The sequence below is a fragment of the Pseudoduganella sp. R-43 genome (genome assembly GCF_049913255.1).
GTDB lineage: Bacteria > Pseudomonadota > Gammaproteobacteria > Burkholderiales > Burkholderiaceae_D > Rugamonas.
Genome location: NZ_CP183988.1, coordinates 5,728,669 through 5,748,279, shown reverse-complemented (window position 1 = coordinate 5,748,279; position 19,611 = coordinate 5,728,669). Strand labels below are relative to the sequence as shown.

The 19,611-nt window shown below is 61.1% G+C and carries 24 protein-coding genes; 10 read left to right on the top strand and 14 right to left on the bottom strand.

Annotation, left to right across the window (positions count from 1 at the left end; genetic code table 11):
• Nucleotides 1-158: 158 nt before the first annotated feature.
• Nucleotides 159-1,157, bottom strand: a complete 999-nt coding sequence (locus ACN9M3_RS26235; RefSeq protein WP_426164291.1) for an alpha/beta hydrolase fold domain-containing protein — start codon at nucleotides 1,155-1,157, stop codon at nucleotides 159-161.
• 94 nt (nucleotides 1,158-1,251) lie between these two features.
• Nucleotides 1,252-1,707: a MarR family winged helix-turn-helix transcriptional regulator gene (locus tag ACN9M3_RS26230; RefSeq protein ID WP_426164288.1), complete on the bottom strand. Its 456-nt coding sequence runs from the start codon at nucleotides 1,705-1,707 to the stop codon at nucleotides 1,252-1,254.
• A 123-nt stretch (nucleotides 1,708-1,830) separates the two neighbouring features.
• On the opposite strand from ACN9M3_RS26230, the gene ACN9M3_RS26225 reads away from it, so the two are divergent.
• The 3 genes from ACN9M3_RS26225 to ACN9M3_RS26215 all read left to right on the top strand — a co-directional run bounded on the left by ACN9M3_RS26225 (nucleotide 1,831) and on the right by ACN9M3_RS26215 (nucleotide 5,643).
• Nucleotides 1,831-2,142, top strand: a complete 312-nt coding sequence (locus tag ACN9M3_RS26225; RefSeq protein ID WP_426164285.1) for a hypothetical protein — start codon at nucleotides 1,831-1,833, stop codon at nucleotides 2,140-2,142.
• A 40-nt stretch (nucleotides 2,143-2,182) separates the two neighbouring features.
• Complete coding sequence (locus ACN9M3_RS26220) at nucleotides 2,183-3,250, top strand: HD-GYP domain-containing protein (RefSeq protein WP_426164282.1); 1,068 nt, start codon at nucleotides 2,183-2,185, stop codon at nucleotides 3,248-3,250.
• A 77-nt stretch (nucleotides 3,251-3,327) separates the two neighbouring features.
• Nucleotides 3,328-5,643 (top strand): CHASE domain-containing protein, encoded by a 2,316-nt coding sequence (locus ACN9M3_RS26215; RefSeq protein WP_426319095.1) that lies wholly within the window; start codon nucleotides 3,328-3,330, stop codon nucleotides 5,641-5,643.
• 17 nt (nucleotides 5,644-5,660) lie between these two features.
• Here ACN9M3_RS26215 and ACN9M3_RS26210 read toward each other — a convergent pair whose 3' ends face one another.
• Nucleotides 5,661-5,897 (bottom strand): hypothetical protein, encoded by a 237-nt coding sequence (locus tag ACN9M3_RS26210; protein WP_426319094.1) that lies wholly within the window; start codon nucleotides 5,895-5,897, stop codon nucleotides 5,661-5,663.
• Nucleotides 5,898-5,910: 13 nt separating this feature from the next.
• The gene (locus ACN9M3_RS26205) at nucleotides 5,911-6,234 is read right to left on the bottom strand and encodes a low molecular weight protein tyrosine phosphatase family protein (RefSeq protein ID WP_426164274.1); all 324 of its coding nucleotides are present in this window, start codon (nucleotides 6,232-6,234) and stop codon (nucleotides 5,911-5,913) included.
• A 137-nt stretch (nucleotides 6,235-6,371) separates the two neighbouring features.
• Between ACN9M3_RS26205 and ACN9M3_RS26200 the strand changes: the two genes are divergently transcribed.
• The 3 genes from ACN9M3_RS26200 to ACN9M3_RS26190 are packed head-to-tail and all read left to right on the top strand — an operon-like array spanning nucleotide 6,372 to nucleotide 8,980.
• Nucleotides 6,372-8,093, top strand: a complete 1,722-nt coding sequence (locus ACN9M3_RS26200) for a ribonucleoside triphosphate reductase (protein ID WP_426319093.1) — start codon at nucleotides 6,372-6,374, stop codon at nucleotides 8,091-8,093.
• A 10-nt stretch (nucleotides 8,094-8,103) separates the two neighbouring features.
• Entirely contained in the window at nucleotides 8,104-8,277 is a 174-nt protein-coding gene (gene nrdD, locus ACN9M3_RS26195; RefSeq protein WP_426164268.1) for an anaerobic ribonucleoside-triphosphate reductase, read from the top strand.
• Entirely contained in the window at nucleotides 8,237-8,980 is a 744-nt protein-coding gene (locus tag ACN9M3_RS26190; protein WP_426319092.1) for an anaerobic ribonucleoside-triphosphate reductase activating protein, read from the top strand. The genes nrdD and ACN9M3_RS26190 overlap by 41 nt, the downstream gene beginning before the upstream one ends.
• A gap of 4 nt (nucleotides 8,981-8,984) precedes the next feature.
• Here the strand turns inward: ACN9M3_RS26190 and ACN9M3_RS26185 are convergent, their stop codons facing one another.
• From ACN9M3_RS26185 to ACN9M3_RS26145, 9 genes are all read right to left on the bottom strand, one after another.
• A complete protein-coding gene (locus ACN9M3_RS26185; protein WP_426319091.1) occupies nucleotides 8,985-9,863 on the bottom strand; it encodes an alpha/beta hydrolase in 879 nt (292 codons plus the stop codon).
• Nucleotides 9,864-9,879: 16 nt separating this feature from the next.
• The gene (locus ACN9M3_RS26180; RefSeq protein WP_426319090.1) at nucleotides 9,880-10,185 is read right to left on the bottom strand and encodes an NIPSNAP family protein; all 306 of its coding nucleotides are present in this window, start codon (nucleotides 10,183-10,185) and stop codon (nucleotides 9,880-9,882) included.
• Nucleotides 10,186-10,300: 115 nt separating this feature from the next.
• A complete protein-coding gene (locus ACN9M3_RS26175) occupies nucleotides 10,301-10,663 on the bottom strand; it encodes a hypothetical protein (protein ID WP_426319089.1) in 363 nt (120 codons plus the stop codon).
• Nucleotides 10,664-10,846: 183 nt separating this feature from the next.
• A complete protein-coding gene (locus tag ACN9M3_RS26170; protein WP_426319088.1) occupies nucleotides 10,847-11,509 on the bottom strand; it encodes a hypothetical protein in 663 nt (220 codons plus the stop codon).
• Between the two features lie 197 nt (nucleotides 11,510-11,706).
• Entirely contained in the window at nucleotides 11,707-12,213 is a 507-nt protein-coding gene (locus tag ACN9M3_RS26165) for a DUF4240 domain-containing protein (RefSeq protein ID WP_426164247.1), read from the bottom strand.
• Entirely contained in the window at nucleotides 12,206-12,673 is a 468-nt protein-coding gene (locus ACN9M3_RS26160) for a hypothetical protein (RefSeq protein WP_426164245.1), read from the bottom strand. Before ACN9M3_RS26160 ends, ACN9M3_RS26165 begins: the two co-directional genes overlap by 8 nt.
• A 113-nt stretch (nucleotides 12,674-12,786) precedes the next feature.
• A complete protein-coding gene (locus ACN9M3_RS26155) occupies nucleotides 12,787-13,743 on the bottom strand; it encodes a hypothetical protein (RefSeq protein WP_426319087.1) in 957 nt (318 codons plus the stop codon).
• Between the two features lie 24 nt (nucleotides 13,744-13,767).
• Nucleotides 13,768-14,586, bottom strand: a complete 819-nt coding sequence (locus tag ACN9M3_RS26150; RefSeq protein WP_426164241.1) for a sugar phosphate isomerase/epimerase family protein — start codon at nucleotides 14,584-14,586, stop codon at nucleotides 13,768-13,770.
• On the bottom strand, nucleotides 14,583-15,422 hold the full coding sequence (locus ACN9M3_RS26145; protein ID WP_426164239.1) for a phytanoyl-CoA dioxygenase family protein: 840 nt from the start codon (nucleotides 15,420-15,422) through the stop codon (nucleotides 14,583-14,585). The genes ACN9M3_RS26150 and ACN9M3_RS26145 overlap by 4 nt, the downstream gene beginning before the upstream one ends.
• Before the next feature lie 103 nt (nucleotides 15,423-15,525).
• Between ACN9M3_RS26145 and ACN9M3_RS26140 the strand changes: the two genes are divergently transcribed.
• From ACN9M3_RS26140 to ACN9M3_RS26130, 3 genes are read left to right on the top strand one after another with little or no spacing between them, the layout of a single operon-like run.
• The gene (locus ACN9M3_RS26140; RefSeq protein ID WP_426319086.1) at nucleotides 15,526-16,461 is read left to right on the top strand and encodes a LysR substrate-binding domain-containing protein; all 936 of its coding nucleotides are present in this window, start codon (nucleotides 15,526-15,528) and stop codon (nucleotides 16,459-16,461) included.
• A gap of 21 nt (nucleotides 16,462-16,482) precedes the next feature.
• Nucleotides 16,483-16,833 (top strand): DUF6404 family protein, encoded by a 351-nt coding sequence (locus ACN9M3_RS26135; protein ID WP_426319085.1) that lies wholly within the window; start codon nucleotides 16,483-16,485, stop codon nucleotides 16,831-16,833.
• Nucleotides 16,830-18,032 carry a DUF418 domain-containing protein gene (locus tag ACN9M3_RS26130; RefSeq protein WP_426319084.1) on the top strand — a complete coding sequence of 401 codons (1,203 nt, stop codon included), beginning with the start codon at nucleotides 16,830-16,832 and terminating at the stop codon, nucleotides 18,030-18,032. Before ACN9M3_RS26135 ends, ACN9M3_RS26130 begins: the two co-directional genes overlap by 4 nt.
• Here the strand turns inward: ACN9M3_RS26130 and ACN9M3_RS26125 are convergent.
• On the bottom strand, nucleotides 17,999-19,027 hold the full coding sequence (locus tag ACN9M3_RS26125) for a hypothetical protein (RefSeq protein ID WP_426319083.1): 1,029 nt from the start codon (nucleotides 19,025-19,027) through the stop codon (nucleotides 17,999-18,001). The two genes, ACN9M3_RS26130 and ACN9M3_RS26125, sit on opposite strands and share 34 nt — an antisense overlap.
• A 109-nt stretch (nucleotides 19,028-19,136) precedes the next feature.
• On the opposite strand from ACN9M3_RS26125, the gene ACN9M3_RS26120 reads away from it, so the two are divergent.
• The gene (locus ACN9M3_RS26120) at nucleotides 19,137-19,592 is read left to right on the top strand and encodes a hypothetical protein (protein WP_426164228.1); all 456 of its coding nucleotides are present in this window, start codon (nucleotides 19,137-19,139) and stop codon (nucleotides 19,590-19,592) included.
• Nucleotides 19,593-19,611 lie beyond the last annotated feature (19 nt).

Here is a 19,611-nt window from a genome sequence, read left to right as displayed (position 1 = left end):
AGCTTGTTGTAATAAATGCCGGGCTATTCTAGAGAGCTTTGTCCTGCGACACTTCGTTTATTTGTAAAAAACCTGAAACATCTGTGGTGAAAGTCGGGGTCAGGTCTGGCAATCCGCCATTTTGGCGGATTGCCAGACCTGACCCCGACTTTCATCTTTCACTTCAGGCGGTATTTCAGCTCTTCGCCGGCTTGGCGCATCGCGGCTTTGGTGCCGGGGGCGTTGCTCAGCACGTTCAGCAGGCCGAAGTCGTGGATCATGCCGTTGTAGCGGACTGTGGCGGTTTCGACACCGGCGGCATCGAGCTTCTTGCCATACGCTTCGCCTTCGTCGCGCAGCACGTCGAATTCGGCGGTCTGGATCAGGGTTGGCGGCAGGCCTTTCAATTGCTCGGTCGTGGCCTGCAAGGGCGAGGCGTAGATTTCCTTGCGTTTGGCGAGGTCGGTGGTGTAATTGTCCCAGAACCATTTCATCGCATTGCGGGTCAGGAAGTGGCCATCGGCGAACTGCTTGTAGGAGGCGTTGTCGAAATCGGCATCGGTGACAGGCCACAACAGGACTTGGGCGCGCAGTTTCGGCTGGCCCTGGTCTTTCGCCATCAGCGCCACTACCGCAGCCATATTGCCGCCGACGCTATTGCCGGCCACTGCGAGGCGGGTGCCGTCGACGTTGATTTCCTTGCCATTTTTCGCGACCCATTTGGTGGCGCCATAGGCTTGTTTGATTGCCACGCCATAGCCGGCTTCCGGCGAAGGGGTGTAGTCAACGAAGACGGCTGCGGCGCCAGAGTTCACTACCAGGTCGCGCACCAGCCGTTCGTGGGTGGGGAAGTCGCCCAGCACCCAGCCGCCGCCGTGGAAAAACATGAAGACCGGCAGGGTGCCCTTGGCGCCGGCCGGGCGCACGATGTGCAGCTTGATCTTTTCGCCATCGACATCGATCACCTTGTCGGACACGTCGGCGGCAGGCAGTCTGGCGCCTTGCTGGGCGCCGGCCAGTACCTGGCGTGCATCGGCAGGGCTCAGCGATTCCAGCGGCTTGCCACCTTCCAGCGCTTTCAGGAATTGCGCGGTTTGCGGTTCTACGCCCGGCAGGCTGGCGGCGACGGCGGAACCGGCGAGGAGGGTAAGGGCGGAAGCGGCGATAAGGGTTTTCATGGCAAATCTCCTTTAGTTAACGATTAAATAGTGCGCTACTTAATTGGCTTTAAAAAATGCCCACACTGGCGACACCAAGGTGGGCACCTGACTGTTACGCGTTGTTCATCAGGCTGGTGCGCAGGACCGACAGCTCGCGCTGCAAACGAATCACTTGCTCCAGGTCGCAGCCGCTGGCGCCCAGCACGCAAGCCGGCAGCTTGGCACCCTCGTTGCGCAGCTCGCTGCCGTGCGGGGTGAGGGCAATGATCACCTGGCGCTCGTCTTGCGGGCAGCGGGTGCGGGTGATCAGTTCGGCCTGCTCCATCCGCTTGAGCAGCGGCGTCAGCGTGGCCGAGTCGAGAAAGAGGCGCTCGCCCAGGGCCGACACCGTTTGCTCGTCCTGTTCCCACAACACCATCATCACCAGGTATTGCGAGTAGGTCAGGCCCAGCTTGCGCAGCAGCTTGCGGTACAGCTTGTTCATCGCCAGCGAAGTCGAGTACAAGGCGAAGCACAATTGCTGGTCCAGCTTGGGAACCTGCTCGAGGTCAAATGATTTCGTATCCATGCCTGGCAGTATAGATAGTGCGCGATCTAATTGCAAGCAAATTTTTCCGTTGACCTTGCCTGATGAGGAATCTTTGACTATCGTTAAAGTGCCCGTAACCTGCGCTGGGCAAAGGGGATGACAATGAATCAAATGAATCACTATCATTCAGGCGCCTACCCAGTGCCCGACCAGCGAGGCCCGGAGCCCGTGCTTTTCCTGGTCGAACTGGACCCGCAGCGCGTCGTTGATGGTGTGCGCTACGACGAAAACTACCTGGCCGATGACGTGCTGGCCTGCGGCACCATGCGCGAAACCTGCCCGATTTGCGAAGAGGGCCACCTGCAACTTGTCCTGCGCCAGAAGAACGTGCGGGTGGCGCACCTGTTCTGCATCGAATGCACCCGTTGTTTCGGCGCTTTCCTGCCCGATGGCTCGCCGGCCCTCGCCGACTGAACATTCCCTGCGTATTGTTCCCGTGCGGTATCATGCCGCAATGAAGAGCCCAAAGACCAAGCCGCTGCTGCTGATCGTTGACGGATCGGCCGACCACCTGCAACAGCTCAGCCACCTGCTGGAAGACAGGTATGCCGTGCGCCTAGTCGAAGATGGCGACAACGCGCTTGCCTCGGCGGAGCTGTTGCCGCGCCCGGACCTGATCCTGGTCGACGTGGTGCGCGATGGCTTTGCGGTTTGCCAATGCCTGCGCGGCAATCCGGACACTGCCGGCATCCCGCTGATCGCCATGATCGAGCGCGGCCAGCCGGACCTGGAGCAAAGCGCCCTGGCCGAAGGCGCTTCCGACGTGGTGGCGCGCCCGCTGGTGCCGGAGCTGCTGCGCGCGCGCATCGCCACCCACCTGCAGTTGCGCGAGGCGCGCGCCAAGGTGCAGCGCCAGCGCAACCGGCTCAATGAACTGGGCCAGATCGCCGATGCCGCTGCCTGGGCCATCGCCAGCCTGGCCGAATGGCGCGACGAGGAAGACCCTTCGCACCTGCGCCGCATCCAGCACATCGTGCTGGCGCTGGCGCGCCAGTTGCAGGGCAACCCGCGTTTTGCCAATGAACTGGTGGAGGCCCATATCCCGCTGCTGTTCAAGGCAGCCCCGCTGCACGATATCGGCAAGGTGCGCATTCCCGATGCGATCCTGCTCAAGCCGGGCCGCCTGACGCCGGAAGAATTCGAGATCATGAAGCTGCACACGGTGCACGGCCGCGATGCCATCGCCGGGGTGGAGCGCGAGCTGGGCTTCTCCAACGCCTTCCTGCGCTTCGCGCGCGAGATCACCTACAGCCACCAGGAGCGCTACGATGGCTCCGGCTATCCGCAAGGCCTGGCTGGCGATGCCATTCCGGTAGCGGCGCGCCTGGTCGCGGTGGCCGATGTCTATGATGCGCTGGTATCCGAGCGCGTATACCGTCCGGCCTTTACCCACGAAACTGCCATCGAACTGATCCGCCAGGGCAGCGGCGAGCAATTCGACCCGGATGTGGTCGATGCGCTGCTGGCCGCCGAGGAACAGGTCAGGGAAATTGCGCTGCGATACCAGGATGCGACAGGGTAACAACGGCTGACCGTTTCCCTGGCGTATGAGGGATTTCACTATGCTATAGTCGTCTCCATAGTCCCGTCGGAGCAAGCATGCGCATACACGGATACCTGGCCTTTATTGTCGGTATTTGCGTTACCGTGTGGGTCTGCATGTTCGTGATGAATGTGCAGGACCGCCAGACCAATGAAGCCTTCCAGCGCGACACGCAAAAAATTGCGCGCGACACCCAGCTTCGCTTGCAAACCTACTTCGACATGCTGCTTAGCATTAAGGGCGTGTTCGCGGTGAAGGACGATGTCTCGCGCGTGGAATTCAGCCGCTATGTGCGCGAGCTGGACCTCAAGCGCCGCTATCCCGGCTTCCAGGCCATCCAGTTCGTGCGGCGCGTGCCATCCAGCCAACTGGATGCCTATGCGGTACGCATCCGTGCTGATGACAGCCTGCAAAGCGGCGGCTATCCCGACTACAAGGTGCATCCGGCTTCGGTGCGGCAGGAGCACTTCCTGATCGAATACAACGAGCCGATGAGGGGCAATGAAAACGCCTTCGGCCTGGACCTGGCCGCACTGCCTCCGCATTACAAGGCCCTGCAGCTGGGCAAGGCCACCGGCCGCGTGGTGGCCACCGAACGCATCACCCTGGTGCAGGACGCCAGCGGCCAGCCCGGCTTCGTTGCGCGCGCACCGATCTACCGCCGTGGCGCCTCGCTGTTGACGGAGCAGGAGCGCGACGCAGCGCTGGTGGGCTTTGTCGCCATTGTTTTCCGTGTCAACGACCTGATGTCGGAAACGATCGACAGTCCGATGCTGCAGCACCTTTATGTCAGCATCAACGATGCGGGCTACATCAACGACGGCGGCAAGATGCCGGCCACGGTCGACAACCTGATGTTCAACAGCTTCGGCAAGCTAGGTTCGGGCGAGCGCATGCCGGCGCTGCCAGGCCTGACCAGCAACATCCCTCTCGATGTCGGCGAGCGGCGCTGGATCATGAAATTCGAAGGCCATGCGAGCGAGCGTTATAGCCGCGACTTGAGGCTGATCACGGTGATCGGCCTGGCCGGCTTTATCATCAGTGCCCTGATCGGCGCGCAGATCATGACATTGCAGCGGCGCCGCGCGCTGGCGCAAAAGCTGCGCGTCACTGCCGACGAATTGCGTGCGTTGCAGGATAGCGCCATTGTCGGCATCGGCTTGTTCGCCAACGGGCTGATCGTGCGCTGCAACCGCGGGCTGGAAGAGATGATGGGTTACCAGCCGGGCCAGTTGGCGGGCCGCTCCTGCAATATGCTGACGGGCGGGCTGAGCGATCCCTTTGCCTGCGTGGCCGATGGCACGCCGATGCATTTCGAGCTGGAGCTGGCCAGCTCCAGCGGCCGGCGCCTGTGGTGCATGGTGAACGGACGCATGCTGGACGAGAATGAGCCGCGCAAAGGCTGCGTCTGGGTCATTATCGATATCACGGAGCGCAAGCAGACCGAGGCAGCGCTGGTCGACACCAAGCATGGCCTGGAGCGCAGCCTGAATGAGCTGGCACTGCAAAAGTCTAACGTGGAAATGGCGCACAAGGATCTGTCGGCCGTGCTGCTGACGTTGAAACAGGCGCAGGCCAACCTGATCACGTCCGAGAAAATGGCATCGCTGGGCGCGCTGGTAGCAGGCATTGCGCACGAACTGAATACGCCGATCGGCAACAGCCTGCTGACCGCGACGGCCTTGAGCGACATGTGCAAGGAGTTTGAGCGCCAGCTCTCCGAGGGCGGCATCAAGCGCTCGGCCCTCGATACGCATCTGAAGGATGCGCGTATGGCGTGCTCGATCATCACCAACTCCCTGACGCGGGCGGCTGACCTGATCCACTCCTTCAAGCAGGTGGCGGTCGACCAGACCTCCGACAAACGGCGTTCGTTCAACCTGCATGGCGTGGTGCACGACACGCTGGCGACTTATTCCGCCCAGCTGCGCCGTGCCAACTGCGAAGTGAAGGTGTGGATGCCGGAGACGCTCAACTTCATGTCCTACCCCGGCAGCGTGGGCCAGGTGCTGAGCAACCTGATCCAGAACGCCATCATGCATGCCTTCGAGGGCCGGGAGTCCGGGCATATCACCATCAGCGCCGTCGAGATGGACGAGGATAATGTCGAACTGCGCTTTGCCGATGACGGCAATGGCATGAGTGCACGCACGCTGCGCCAGGTGTACGATCCCTTCTTCACCACCAAGATGGGGCAGGGCGGGTCAGGGCTCGGCATGAACATCGTCTACAACCTCGTTACCGGCGTCTTGCGCGGGACCATCCACGTTGAATCCGAGCCTGGAAAAGGCACTACCGTGATCATGACCTTGCCGCGCCAGGTTCCCGCGAAGGAGGAACTGGCGGAAACCGACCTGCTTCACGCGCAGTAGTCGGGCAAAGCCAGAAGTCAGGTGCGCAAGCCTTCCAGGATTTTCAATGCAGCACGCTCCGCTTCGCCTTCGGCGGCATGCTGGTCCAGAAAGGTCTGGTCTGCCGACACGCGTCGCTTCGGATAGATATGGGTCATATGCATCGGGTTCGCGGAAGGGGCGAAGATGGAGACGTAGGCGCCCCATTGCTCCGTGCCTTCAAGCAGTTCGCCGGTGTACTCAATCTCGTAGTCATCAACGCTTTTGGTAGGCATCGTCATTCCAGGATCAGCGCAGGAACTTGCCGGCTTTGGCTTCGAGGAGCCGAACCAGTTCGGCCTGCATGTATTCGTAGTCGTCAGGAATGTCGAGGCAAATCACGCGCTTCCCGTTCAGGTGCGCCCTGAAATCGCGGGAGAGGCGGTTGCGGTGAGTCTTCTCCATCACGAAGATGATGTTGGCCCACGCGATCTGCTCGCTCGACAGGGGGACGTCGGCGTCATTGCCCAGGCCTGCGGAATCGGTCTCCACATCGGGCCAGCTCGCGAATACATGCTCCGCTGTCGGGCTGCGCAAGCGATTTTGCGTGCAGATGAAGAGTGCTCGTTTCATGGTATAGGCGAATTTTGCACGAATCTTATCAAATTTAAACCAGATCAAGGAAATCAAAAATCAGCGCCGTCAAGTCGCTGTTCACTACATTTAGTGTGTAATATCCATCGAAACACAACATGTAGTTTAAGAGAATAATGAACCCTGCCCGCAAGACTACCGTGGACGTGGAGTCCTCGATCAATGAATACCTCCAGCAGCTCGACTGGCGGGTGAACGCCAATGCCAACCAGGGCTATTCGCTGGGCGGCATGATCCTCAACATTTCCGGCAAGATGGTCGCCAACTACTGGCTCGACCACGTCTACCCGCGCACGGTCGGCGAAGCGCATCGCAATGCCGATATCCACATCCATGACCTCGACATGCTGGCCGGGTATTGCGCCGGCTGGTCGTTGCGCACGCTGCTGAACGAAGGCCTGAACGGTGTGCCGGGAAAGGTGGAATCGGCGCCGCCGAAGCACCTCTCCAGCGCCGCCGGCCAGATCGTGAACTTCCTTGGCACCTTGCAGAACGAATGGGCCGGTGCCCAGGCTTTCAGCTCCTTCGACACCTATATGGCGCCCTACGTCCGCAAGGATAGGCTGGGCTATGAACAGGTACTGCAGACCATGCAGGAACTGGTCTACAACCTGAACGTCCCCTCGCGCTGGGGCACGCAAACGCCTTTCACCAACCTCACTTTCGACTGGACCTGTCCGGAAGACTTGCAGGAGCAGGTGCCGGTGATCGCCGGCGAAGAGATGCCGTTTACCTACGGCGACCTGCAGGCCGAGACGGACATGATCAACCGCGCCTACATCGAAGTGATGATGCGCGGCGACGCCAAAGGCCGCGCCTTCACCTTCCCGATCCCGACCTACAACATCACGCCGGACTTCGACTGGCACAGCCCGAATGCCGACCTGCTATTCGAAATGACTGCCCGCTATGGCTTGCCTTACTTCCAGAACTTCGTGAACTCGGAACTCAAGCCGAACATGATCCGCTCCATGTGCTGCCGCCTGCAACTCGACCTGCGCGAACTGCTCAAGCGGGGCAACGGCCTGTTTGGCTCGGCCGAACAAACCGGCTCGCTGGGCGTGGTCACGTTGAACTGCGCCCGCCTTGGCTACCTGTATGCAGGCGACGAGGCGGCGCTGTTTGCACGCGTGGACGAACTGCTTGAACTGGGCAAGACCAGCCTGGAGATCAAGCGCCAGGTGATCCAGCGCCTGATGGATGGCGGCCTGTTCCCCTATACCAAGCGTTACCTCGGCACGCTGCGCAACCATTTCTCCACGCTTGGCGTGAATGGCATGAACGAAATGCTGCGCAACTTCAGCGGCGACACGGAAGACATCACCACCGAAGCCGGGGCCGCGCTGGCGATACGCCTGCTCGATCACATCCGCGCCCGCATGCTGGAGTTCCAGGAAGAGACAGGGCATATGTACAACCTCGAGGCTACGCCGGCCGAAGGCACAACCTACCGCTTTGCCAAGGAGGACCGTGCCCGCATGCCGTCGATCCTGCAGGCAGGCACGCCGGAAATGCCTTACTACACCAACTCTTCGCAGCTCCCGGTGGGCTTCACCGATGACCCGTTCGAAGCGCTGGAGCGGCAGGACGAGCTGCAACGGAAATACACAGGCGGCACCGTGCTGCACCTGTACATGACCGAGCAGGTATCCAGCGCCGATGCCTGCCGCCACCTGGTGCAGCGCGCACTGACGCACTTCCGCCTGCCGTACATCACGGTGACGCCGACGTTCTCGATCTGTCCGAAACACGGCTACTTGAGCGGCAAGCACGAATTCTGTCCGAAATGCGATGAGGACATCCTTGCGCGCAAGACGCGCGAACTTTCACTTGACTAAGGAGATAGGCATGACCGCCAAGCAGCCAAACCAGGAAATCGCCCTCACCGACGCAGAGCGCCAGCCTTGCGAAATCTGGACGCGTGTAATGGGGTATCACCGCCCGTACTCGTCCTTCAACGTTGGCAAGAAGGGGGAATTCAATGAGCGCACTTATTTCGTCGAGCGCCGGAACAATGGCTGACAGGGAGCTCAAGGTCGGCGGCTACGCCAGGTTTACCTCGACCGACTATCCCGGCGAGCTGGCAGCCGTTGTGTTCGTCCAGGGCTGTCCCTGGCGCTGCGGGTACTGCCACAACCCGCACTTGCAGCCCAGGGACGTTGCGCCGGCGATCGCCTGGCGCGACATGCTCGCTTTTCTCGCCGGCAGGGCAGGGCTCCTTGACGCCGTGGTGTTTTCCGGCGGCGAGCCGACCCTCGATCCGGCGCTGGAAGACGCGATGCGCAGCGTGAAAGCGCTCGGCTTCAAGGTGGGCTTGCACACCGCAGGCATCTACCCTGAGCGCCTGAAGCAGGTGCTTCCGCTGACGGACTGGGTAGGCCTCGACATCAAGACCTCATTCGAGGCCTACGATGAAATCACTGGCGTCAGCGGCAGCGCGCAAGCAGCGCGCACCGCCGCCCGCATTGTCATTGAGAGCGGCGTTCCGTACGAATTCAGGACCACGATCCATCCCAAGCTGACTACACCCCGGCACCTGGCCGCGTTGGTGGAGCAGATTTCCGGCATGGGCTGCGAGACGTATGCACTGCAGGATTTCCGTTCGGTTGGCTGCCGCAGCCAGGATTTGATCAATTCCGCCAGCGAAGGCGTTTTGCACGGCGAATTGGCCGGCCAGGTGAAGTCGCGGTTCCGCCAGTTCACGCTTCGGCAAGCGAATGGCTAGCTGATCACTTCACCAGCATGGCATCACGCAGGATCGACCCCGCCATGTCCAGGGCTTGTTTGCCTTCCTTCAGTTCCTGGTAATAGTTGGGCCAGAAGTGGAACATCTTCGGCCATATTTCGAGCCGCACGCGTACGTCGGCGATGGTGGCTGCACGGGCGAGGGCGATGGAATCATCGAGCAGCGCTTCAGTGGCGCCGACGAAGATGTTGAGCGGGGCGATGCCGTGCAGATCGGCGAAAACAGGGGAGGCCAGGGGCACGTTTCGCGGCCGGTCGCCGAGGTATTGCTCGGCCAGGAACAGCATGAGTTCGCGGTTCAGCACCGGGTCGCATTCGGCGTTTCGTGCGTAGCTGCCTGCCGCAATGGTCATGTCGGCCCAGGGCGAGAACAGGACCGTGCTCGCCGGCTGGGGAAGGCCCAATTCCCGCAAACGCACCAGCATGGCGATGGCAAGGCCGGCGCCCGCGCTATCGCCTGCCACCGTGAGCTGCATGCCTCGATCAAGCAAATACTGGTATCCGTTAACGGCATCGTCCAGCGCATCAGGGAAGGGGAATTCGGGCGCGCGCCGGTAGTCCAGGGCGAAGGTCTTCATTTCCGCCGCGCGACCCAGTTCGCTGACAAAATGCCGGTGGCTTTCCAGGGAACCCCATACGAAGCCGCCGCCGTGCAGGTAGAGGATGACGCCGTCTTCGCGCGCGTCCGAAGTGAAGGTCCATTCGGCGGGAACGCCGTTCGCCATGACGGGAGCGACGCTGACGTCCGCGGCAGTCGGATAGAGCCCGGCCAAGGCATCGCACGCCTCCCGGCGCTGAGCGATGGTGAGTTCTGTCGGCCGTGCACGAAACATCGCTTCCAATCGATCGAGCTCGTTTTCCATTGTGCGTGAGCGCCTTTCAAGCGAAAACCGGGCGGAAGAAGCTTCGTTCGTAACTGACGATACAACGGGTGTCTTCAGCATACTTGAAGGCAGCCTGGCACTCCGGGTCTTCAAGGGACTTGATCCTGTACTCCTCATACTTCGCAAGGCTCGGGAACGAGAACATCGCGAGTGCGACGTTGTTCGCGCCTTCGGAAGGCATGAAGTAGCCATGGTGCGCGCCGCCAAACTTCTCGACTAACGGAATCCAGATTTTCCCGTAGTGTTCAAATTCCTGGAGCTTGTACGGATCGATGATGTAGCGAAGGTAGCAGGTGATCATAGGGCTTCTTCAGGCAGACGGTGCGCCCTAGTATAAGTGAGGCGGAATCTATCCGCTCGCATTGCGCGGTTTTCGCAACATCAGGACCGCTGGAAATTGCGGAGGAGGGCTGTCATCATGGGGCGCCTAGCCAGAGAAGGGCACCGACGGCGAAGAAGACCATCCAGGAAAGGTGGCGGCCGCGGGTGAAGTAGAGAGGGAACAGGCCGGATACCATTGCGACGATGCTAAAGACCTGAAGAACCGTCCTGGTTTCGACCGGCTTTCCCGATGCCAGTAAAACAATCGCCGCGATCCCCCACCAGGCCAAGGTGAGAAGATGCCAGACAAATCTGAGTGTTCCGGTTGTGAAGTGGGTTCCGCCGAAGAGCTGGGGCAGGTTGTCGCGCTTGAAGAGGCGCATGAGGATATAGCGCTCGCCCAGGTAAGAGTGTGCGATGCCTGTGAAGAAAAGCAGCAATACGGCGATGGTCAGCATTTCCTGCTCCGTGGAGCGCGTCCTCGCAGGATTTCAAGCCGGTTCGACGGCGCGTCCGGGGCGCTGCGCTCCGGATGGCACCATACGCGGTATTCCAGGGCAGTAGGGTAGGGCATGTTTTGTATGGAACTTGAAAGGCTGGTTGAAAGGAACGCTGCATATGAGCGATGAAACCACCGATATCTAGTAGAACTCTCCAATTTCGATAATCGATTGCGCGCGCAAGGCGTTTCGCAGCGCCTCGACAAATTCGCGGTTTGGCAAGGAGCGAATTTCATCGGCAAACGTGGGCAGGTCCTTGCCAAAGTCGAAGATTACCGCCGCGCGCCAATATCCTTTGCATTCCGTTGAAGCGAGATGCTCCTTCGCGTAATCCTCGACGTGCAGCTTTACCTTCGGCGCTGTCGTATTCGTGGACGGGAATGACTCGGCGTAGGCCGTCCCATATGGTTCTTCGTCCTGGTAAGCGATGGTGGGCGCCTCCAGCAGCTCGAAGAAAAGCCCTTCACAGCTCCACTGAATCCTGTAGTCCTCGCCAACTATGACGAGGATCTCCGAAAGATAGCGCTCCTCGTCCTCGCAATCATGGAAAGAAGGACCCGCAAGGCGAGCGACTGTCCCCCCACTTGGGCCTGCGAACTTGAACACTTTGCCCGCAAGGCCTTTCGGAATGCTTGCATCGGTGGTCCGGCTTTGCTTTCCGGACGTGAGGTCGACGATCTCCAACAGCTCGTCGTTAAGGCCCCAAGATCCGAGCACCTTGTTCACGCGCTCGAACGTGTCCTGCTCAGGATGCCAGTTCTCCTGATCCACTACGAAGAAGTGGCGATATTCAACTCCCATCATTTCCCCCCAACGAAAGTGGCGATCGCGAGTAGCTGCTTTCCGCGTATCGCTGCCCCTGTTCCGAAGGAGACCTTGCGAACAGGGATGCTGGCGCAGTGCGCCGCCAGCGCTGTTGCGGCGACGTGGACAGAGGCGAGAGCGCAGAGAAGAGCGAAGGTTTGGACCAGCCAGGGCATCATTTCACCTTGACATTACTATCAGCCGAACCTCCTGGTAAGCTCGGGGAACCGGGCATCCAGGTCCTCTTCTTCCCATGGCGAGCCTTCAATTTCGCCTCCCTTTGGCAGGTCGTGCTCGGGGAAGTCATCGTACGATTTGCCAGTTTTTTCCTCCCAGGCCTGCCAGGCGATGTACTGGTAGCCCTCGACCTGGCACTCGCCATCATGGTCCTCCACGACCGCTGCAAGCGAATCGGCGTTGGACATTGCGGCTTCGTAGACTTTCTCGCCCCGGGAAATCAGCCAGCCCCTGAAATCAAGGAAGCCGTCGTCCGAGCATCCTCCACCAATGATGTAGGCCGCGCCCCAAAGGTCCCAATGGTAGGCCCGAGCATGGTACTCGGACAAATGACGGTCGAAGGACACGATTTCTTCGGGCGACATCTCTGCGAGCAGTTCACCAAGCGAGTCAAGCTGCCGCTCCGGATCGCCGCCGGCAGCGTGCCGCGACTTGTCGATGATGTTCCAGAATCCTGCTTTATCCATGGATGTTCTCCGTGCTGATTTTGTGTTGGGGAGCCGGACCTGGCACCAGGAGCAGCGTGTAAAGGAATGCGCCAAGGACGGAAGCCGGCAGCGGCAGCACGAACCAGATGATGATTGAAATTATGTCGAACTCCGCGCCCTGAATGGGGAAGGTATGCAAGATGGCAAACCATGCGCTCTGTAGCGCTCCAACGATCGCGGCGTTCAGGTAGCGCTGATTGGCAGCCAATGACGCGGTCATGTAGCCGCCGATGATGCTGGCGAAAATTTGCGTAGTGATCGAAGCTTTCTGATACCAGGGGCTTCCGACCGCGGCCGTGATTGCCTGGCCCAGGTCTGTTCCCTGGTTCATGCCGATCCATACCAAAACATTGACGGCGATGGTGCCCAGGATGTTGACGAGAGCGAGAGCGGCGGCGGTGCCGAGAAAGACTGGAATGGTCCTGTTGGTGTAAGTCATAAAGGCTCGGCGCGCATTTTTGCGGGATTAATTATTGCGGATTTGCAATTTAAAGTATGCCAGTTAATTGCAAAATCGCCAATCCCGTGGATGTGCCGCGCGGGGCTCTGCTTCTAGCGTTTTTCGAGCCGGTCGATCAGTTCAAGCACCTCCTGCCGCTTCACGAAGGTGGCGGCATTGCGGGAGTTCGGGGTGGGGAGGGCGCCATTCGCGACCAGCAGTTGAATAATCTCCATGCTGCCGCCGACGATCGCAGCGTCGAAGGGGTTTCTCTTTCCGGGGACATAAGCGCTGGCGTTGGCACCCGCTTTCAGGGCTTTCCGTACCTCCGCAATATCGTTGTAGGCAGCTGCGGCGGCCAGGCGCTCATTGTGATCCATCCCTTGATAGTTACGCAGCGTTGCTGCGTCGAATTCAGGCAGGGATGCTCCAGCCTGCAGGCCTATCGTCAGGCGTGAATTTGAAACGAAATAGTGTGGAGGCACGAAGAGGTTGTACCGGGTGTTTTCCTTTGGCTGTCCGGGCGGGGTGTAGAGCTCACCTTTCAGCACGCGTCCCGCAGCATCGAATCTGGCGCCTCGGCAAGGATCGAGAAACAGCGCCTGCTTCTCCTGGCGGCGATCGGGCTCCTGGAATTGCAGCGAACATCCCGAGTGCGGACTCCATGCTGCAATCACCAGGTATTCGTCTTTGAATGAGCGATAGCGTGTCTTTTCTATCGGCGGCTGGCCGAACATGAAGAGTCGCGTCCACGCGGACGATGCGGAGGTCTGGTTGGAGGCGGCGATCGACTCAGCCCAGTTTTTTCCTTCCGGGTCGGCGAGCTGCGTCGTCGGGCCGCCGCGCAGATATTCAAGGTCTTCGGCCGTGCGACGGTAGATCCACACCGGCGCGTCAACGTAATCGACCTTGACCGGCTTGCCTGGGGCAACGGCGGCCAGGTCGACGTCGACGCGATTGTTTGCCTTCTGCAGCTGGGCGCGGATGTAGCTGGCCGGGAAGTCGTCCGCCAGCGCGGCCGCGGCGTGGCAGCAACCCGCAAGAACCAACATGGAGAATAGGCGTTTCATCTTCAGCTCAATCTGCCACCGGCATTATATGCAATAGCGCTTGCGCAGCAGGTCCAGCATCGCCACGTTCTGCTCCCACGCATTGCTCACCGGCTGGCCGGTATAGGGCAAGGTGAAAGTATAAGGGGCCGGACCAAACTCCGGCGTGAGCGTCATGCGTTCGGCGCCGTCGTTGCGGCGCAGTTCGATGATGCGGTCCCACCAGGACAGGTGGGCCTGCAGCGCATCGGCATTCTCCGGCGCGCGGAAGTCGGCCACTTGCGGGCCTTGCTGGTGGCCTACGCGCGCGTGGATGTGGCGCACGCGCGGCAGTACCTTGGCCAGTGTCAGCTCCTGGTCTTCGAGCAGCGATTCACAGGCCACGCACCAGTGCGAAAGGTCGGCATTCAGGTGCAATTGCGGCAGGCGATCGAGGTAGGGCAGCAGCAGCATCGGGTGGCCGCTGAAGCGGCTGCGGTGGATCTCATGCACCACCGGCACGCCATATTCCTTCGAAATGCCGGCGGCGAGCGCGATCAGTTCTTCGTTTTGCCTTGGCGTGTACCAGTCCTTGCCGGTGTGCGAGTTGACCAGCACTGGCTGCACTTCGCAGGCATTGCGCAGCAGTTCGCCGAGCGCTTGCTTGTGCGCGTCGAAGTCGCTGTGGAAGACTGTCTCCCATTGAGCGACAATCAGGTCCAGTCCGGCGTTGGCGATTTTGTAGACCCAGTTGTCGCGCTGCGCGCGGTCCAGCGGCAGCGACATTTCGATGCCGTCGAAGCCGGCCTCTTTCACCTTGGCGATGAAGACGTCGGGCGGCAAGTCGTTGCTGCCCCAGTGCGGCGCGAAGATGCTGATTTTCACAGGAAGCCTCGCACGGGGAAGGACGCATCGCGCTGGATCCAGTTGCGTTTGGAGTACTCGGCGCGGCCGTCGGTGACGTGCAGCGTGTAGGCGTGGCGCGAAACAGGCGAACGGTTCGGCGCGCTGTAGTGCGGCAGCAGGCCGTGGAAGCAGACCAGCGAGCCGGCCTTGCATTCGAGCGGCACGGCGGTGGCGTCGGTCGGCCATGGCGTGTTGTCCAGCTTTTCCACGCTCACTTGGTCGCCTTCGCGGATGAAGCGTTCGCGCAGCGGCGAGCGATGGCCGCCCGGTTCGGCCCACATGCAGCCGTTCTCCAGCGTGGCGTCTTCCAGTGCGAACCAGAAGGTGGTAACGCTGATCGGGGTGGTGTCGAAGTAGGTGGCGTCCTGGTGCCAGCGCACTTCGCCGCCGATGCCGGGCTGCTTGAAGATGTACATCGATTGCCAGACCTGCGGTTCGGCCAGGCCGATATCGCGGGCGATCTGCTCCAGGCGCGCATCGGCGGTGAACGCGCGGAAGGCCGGGTCCAGGTCGTGCATGGCGTGGCCGATCTTGTTGATCGAAAGCTCCTTGGCCTGCTTCAGTTGGCCGTCCGGGCCGAAGGCTTCTTCTTCAAAGAAGCAGCGCACCGTGTTGTCCGAGCCGAGGAAGTAGTCGTCGGCCTTCTTCTCCTGTTCCTTGGTGGTGAAGATGCCTTGCGCGACGGCCGGGTCGAAGTCGTTCACGACTTGTGCGGCGCGGGCGCGCAGGGCGGCGATTTCTTCCGCGGTCTTGAAGCCGGGGATGACGATGAAGCCATCCTTGGCGTATTGGGCTTTCTGGGCATCGGTCAGCATGTGGCGCTCCTTTTCTTAACTTAGGCCATTGTAGGGAAGTCATTGGATGCCAACAATGCGCAAACGGTTGACACATTGTCTCTGAAATGGAGACAATCGACCCATGGACCAGCTCAAGGCAATGGAAATCTTTGTGGAGGTGGCGCGGCAGCGCAGCTTCAGCGGCGCCGCGCGCCGGCTGGGCATGACGCGCGCCATGGTGAGCAAGCATGTGATTGCGCTCGAAGAACGGCTCAATGCGCGCCTGCTGCACCGCTCCACGCGCGATGTGAGCCTGACCGATGCCGGGCAGGCTTACCTGGAGCCTTGCGCGCTGGCGGTGCTGCAGGCGCAGGAAGCGGCGCGGGTGGTGACGCATGCCGGCGTCGAGCTGGCAGGGCCGCTGCGGATACAGGCGCCGTCCAGCTTCGGCAGCGAATGGCTGGCCGATGCGGTGGCGCGCTTTAGCTTGCCGCATCCGCAGTTGTCGCCGCTGCTGCATGTGGACGATGCACTGCTCGATCCGATCGAACACGGCTTCGACCTGACGATCCGCGTGGGCGGGATTCCGGACAGCCGTGCGCTGGCAATACGGCCTTTGGCGCCTTGCCGCGGCATCCTGTGCGCCTCGCCGGCCTACCTGGCGCGGGCAGGCCGGCCTGAGATTCCAGAGGACCTGCATCGCCACCAGTGCCTGCACTTCAGCCACCTCACCGGCGGTATCGCCTGGCACTTCGCTCGCGGCGAGGAGCAGGCCACAGTACGCGTGACGCCGGCCTTCACCGCCAATAACGGAATGGTTCTGCAGCATGCGGCCTTGCGCGGGCTGGGCATCGTCTATACGACAACCTTCCTGGCCTGGCGCGACCTTATCGAAGGGCGGCTGGTGCCGGTGCTGGCCGACTGGGACTTGCCCCTGAACCATTTGAGCGCCCTGTATCCGGCCACGCGCCAGCTATCGCCGAAGGTGAGGGCGCTGATCGATTTCCTGGTGGCGGAGTACCAGCCCGCGCCCCCTTGGGACAAAGCCTTGGCGGATGCGGGGTTGCTTATTTTGTAACCCTGATGCGACAATCCGACGATGAAAAATTCACGACATGAGCGCGCAATTGAATTGCTGGAGGCCGCAGGCTTCCCCAGCCGGGATTTGCTGCCTTTGTTACATCGGATGATGTGGCGCATTGGCATCCGGGTTCCGCCACCGCTGTTTGCTCCTTTCCACGTCAATCTACTGGTGTTTTGGCTGGCTTACAGCGCTGTCGCGACCCTGGGTATGGCGTTTGGAACAGCGCAAAGACTGGTTGTGAAAAATTCGGTCCTGCTGTCCGGTGCTTTGTTTGGCCTGGCGCTGGCCTTGCTGATGGCTGCATTTTTCCTGCGCACGAGACGGGTCAATAAATTGCCGACGTGGCAGGAGCTGGGGCTGCGATGAGGGAAAGCAAGGAGCGCCTGCTCAATGTCGACGCCTTGCGCGGCTTTGCGCTGTTCGGCATCCTGGCCGTCAATATCTGGTCGTTCGCCGATCCCTATTTTGCCTCCGGCGTGAACAACCCGCGCTATGCGAGCGCGCTTGATATGGCGGTGCGCTTCATCGTCGCGCTGCTGTTCGAAGCCAAGTTCTACCTGCTGTTCTCTTTCCTGTTTGGCTACAGCTTCATGCTCCAGGCCTGGGCCGCCGAGCGTGCAGGCGCCGCATTCCGGCCGCGCATGCTGCGCCGGGCGGCAGGCTTGCTGTTGTTGGGCGGATTGCATGGCTGTTTCCTGTTCTATGGCGATATCCTGCACCTGTATGGTTTGCTGAGTTTCTTGCTGCTGGTCTGGTATGGCCGTGAGTGGGATGGCCGCAGGTGGCGCTCGGCCGAATGTGCTGCGCTGTTGCTGATGCTGGCGGCCTTCATGCTGGTCGTGCTGGGCGTTGTTGTGATGCTCTCGCCGCAAGCGGGCCCCCCGGAGCTGAAGGCTGTTTTTGCCAAGCTGGCCGCCTTCCATGGCGATGCCCGCAGCACGCAGGCATTCATCATGGACGAATTTCCGTCGACTGTGGCCTTCCTGATGTTTGGCCAGGGGCCGAGCGCGCTGGCGATGTTCTTGCTGGGGCTGGGAGCGGGGCGTGCGCACCTGCTTGAGCGTGTCGGATCAATCGAGCAGCTGGTGCGCCCGATCCTGCGCCTGGCCGCCACGTTCGGGCTGGTTGGCGCCTTGCTGTATGCGGCTGCTTCCGAGTTCGCGCCGGGCGGCGTGCTGATGATATTCTCGACGGCGCTCAGCTACCTGACGGCGCCGATCCTGACCGCGGCCTATGTGGTCGTCCTGATGCTGTTGTTCGAGAGCCGTCGCGGCGCGCGGCTGATCGCGGCGCTGGCGCCGATGGGCAAGCTGGCGTTGAGCAATTACCTGATGCAGTCGCTGGTCATGGCCTTGCTGTTCACCGGTTACGGCATGCGCCTGTGCGATGAACTCCCGCCGATCGCCGTTCTTGCCCTGGTGCCTGCGATCTATCTCGCGCAAATGGCCCTCAGCGCCTGGTGGCTCAAGCACTACACCTACGGCCCCGCCGAGTGGCTGCTGCGCGCCATCACCAACTGGCAGTGGTTGCCTCAGGAAGCAGGCGCCCAGCCGCCGTCGCGGTAGACCTGGTCGTCGTCGAGGTAGACCGCATCGGTCTGGACGAAGACGTCGACGTGGTAGCGGGCGTCCTTGCGCTTGAACTGCGGCTTCTGGTACTGGCCATGCTTGGCGCCGAGCGAGAGATGGATGCCGCACATGCGCTCATAGGTGCCGATATCGTCCACTGTGCGCTCGCGCGAGAAGGCGCGGTTCATGCCGAAACCGAGTTCGCGCACCCATACTTCGCCTTCATGCGCGCGAATGATTGCCAGCATATTGTCAAACTCCGGCGTGCTGTTCTCGGCGCCGGTCACGCGGCCTTTTTCCACGATCATGGTGATCGGCGTGGCCGGGCGGTTGACGTGGAAAGTGGTGTCGCCGAACACGAAGACCTTGGCGCGGCCGTTGACTGCTTCCAGGTCTTGCGCTTCGGTGAACACTTCGCCGATCGGAAACAGGCCGCCCACATTCTTCATGGCGCTGTAGTCGCCGATATTCAGCTTGGCTTCTTCAAACGGGGAGGCGAACACCAGCCGTTCGCCGCCGCTTTCCACCACACCTGATTGCGCGCGGTCGATGCGGGTCTTCAAAGCATGGCCGACGCCGCGGTAGTACGCCGGGTCGTAGGCCAGCGCATCGATATAGACCAGGCCTTGCCCGTCCGGCATGCGTGACAAATGCATATGCTCGATCACCTTCAGGCCGCGCTTGAACAGCTCCATGCGGATGCGGTATTCGTTCAGGCGGAAGCTGGTGGTTTGCACCAGCACCACCAGGTCGCCCGCCCGTAGTTGCTCGAAAGCCGCAAGCACGTCGGCCGGCTGCACCGTGTCGAAGTCGATGAAACGGCCCTCCGGCAGGGCCGCGCGGTAGGCGTCCGCCAGCACCATGGAAAGCGGGCTGCGCTGGTCGAACACCAGCAAAGCCTGCTGCGGCACGGCGTATTCGATGGCGTGGGCAAGCAGGTCGCGTACATTGCGGGCTGCCGTATCGCGGGCGGCAGGTGGAAAAGCGGTCATTATCAGGCTATAAAGAGGATGAGGCATGCGCATTATACGGCGTGCCGCCGCTTGAACCGGGAAGGGGCGCGAGGTAGAATCGGACGAATATAGCCGGGGAGAAACATCAATGGGTGTACAGTTTGGCCAGGACTTGCCGCTCCAGCGGCCCGATGAAACGGATAGCCGTGCGGCCATTTTCGTCCCGACCGCCAATATCAAGGAAGATATCCTGTCCGCTGTCCGCAAGGGCGCGGCGGTCGTCGGCTTCGGCAATCACGACCATACCTTGACCATCTATTACGAAAGCAACCGCTTCAACGAGCCAACCCTGGCCAAGTGGGAGCAGAAGGCGCGCAAGGCTTACGACCGCCTGCGCGACAACCTGCCCACCACCTCCAAGATGGTGTGCAAGCTGGATAACTTCGAGCAGATCGGTTACATCAGCAACAAGGGCATCACCATCCGCCGCCGAGCCAGCCTGGATCGCTGGCTCGAGTTTTCAGACGCCCAGGATTCCGCACCGGAAGGCGATAACGTCGCCTTCGCTCCGCCACCGCCGCCCAAAAAGATCGTCGCCGATTAAGACTCGGTGCTACCATCAG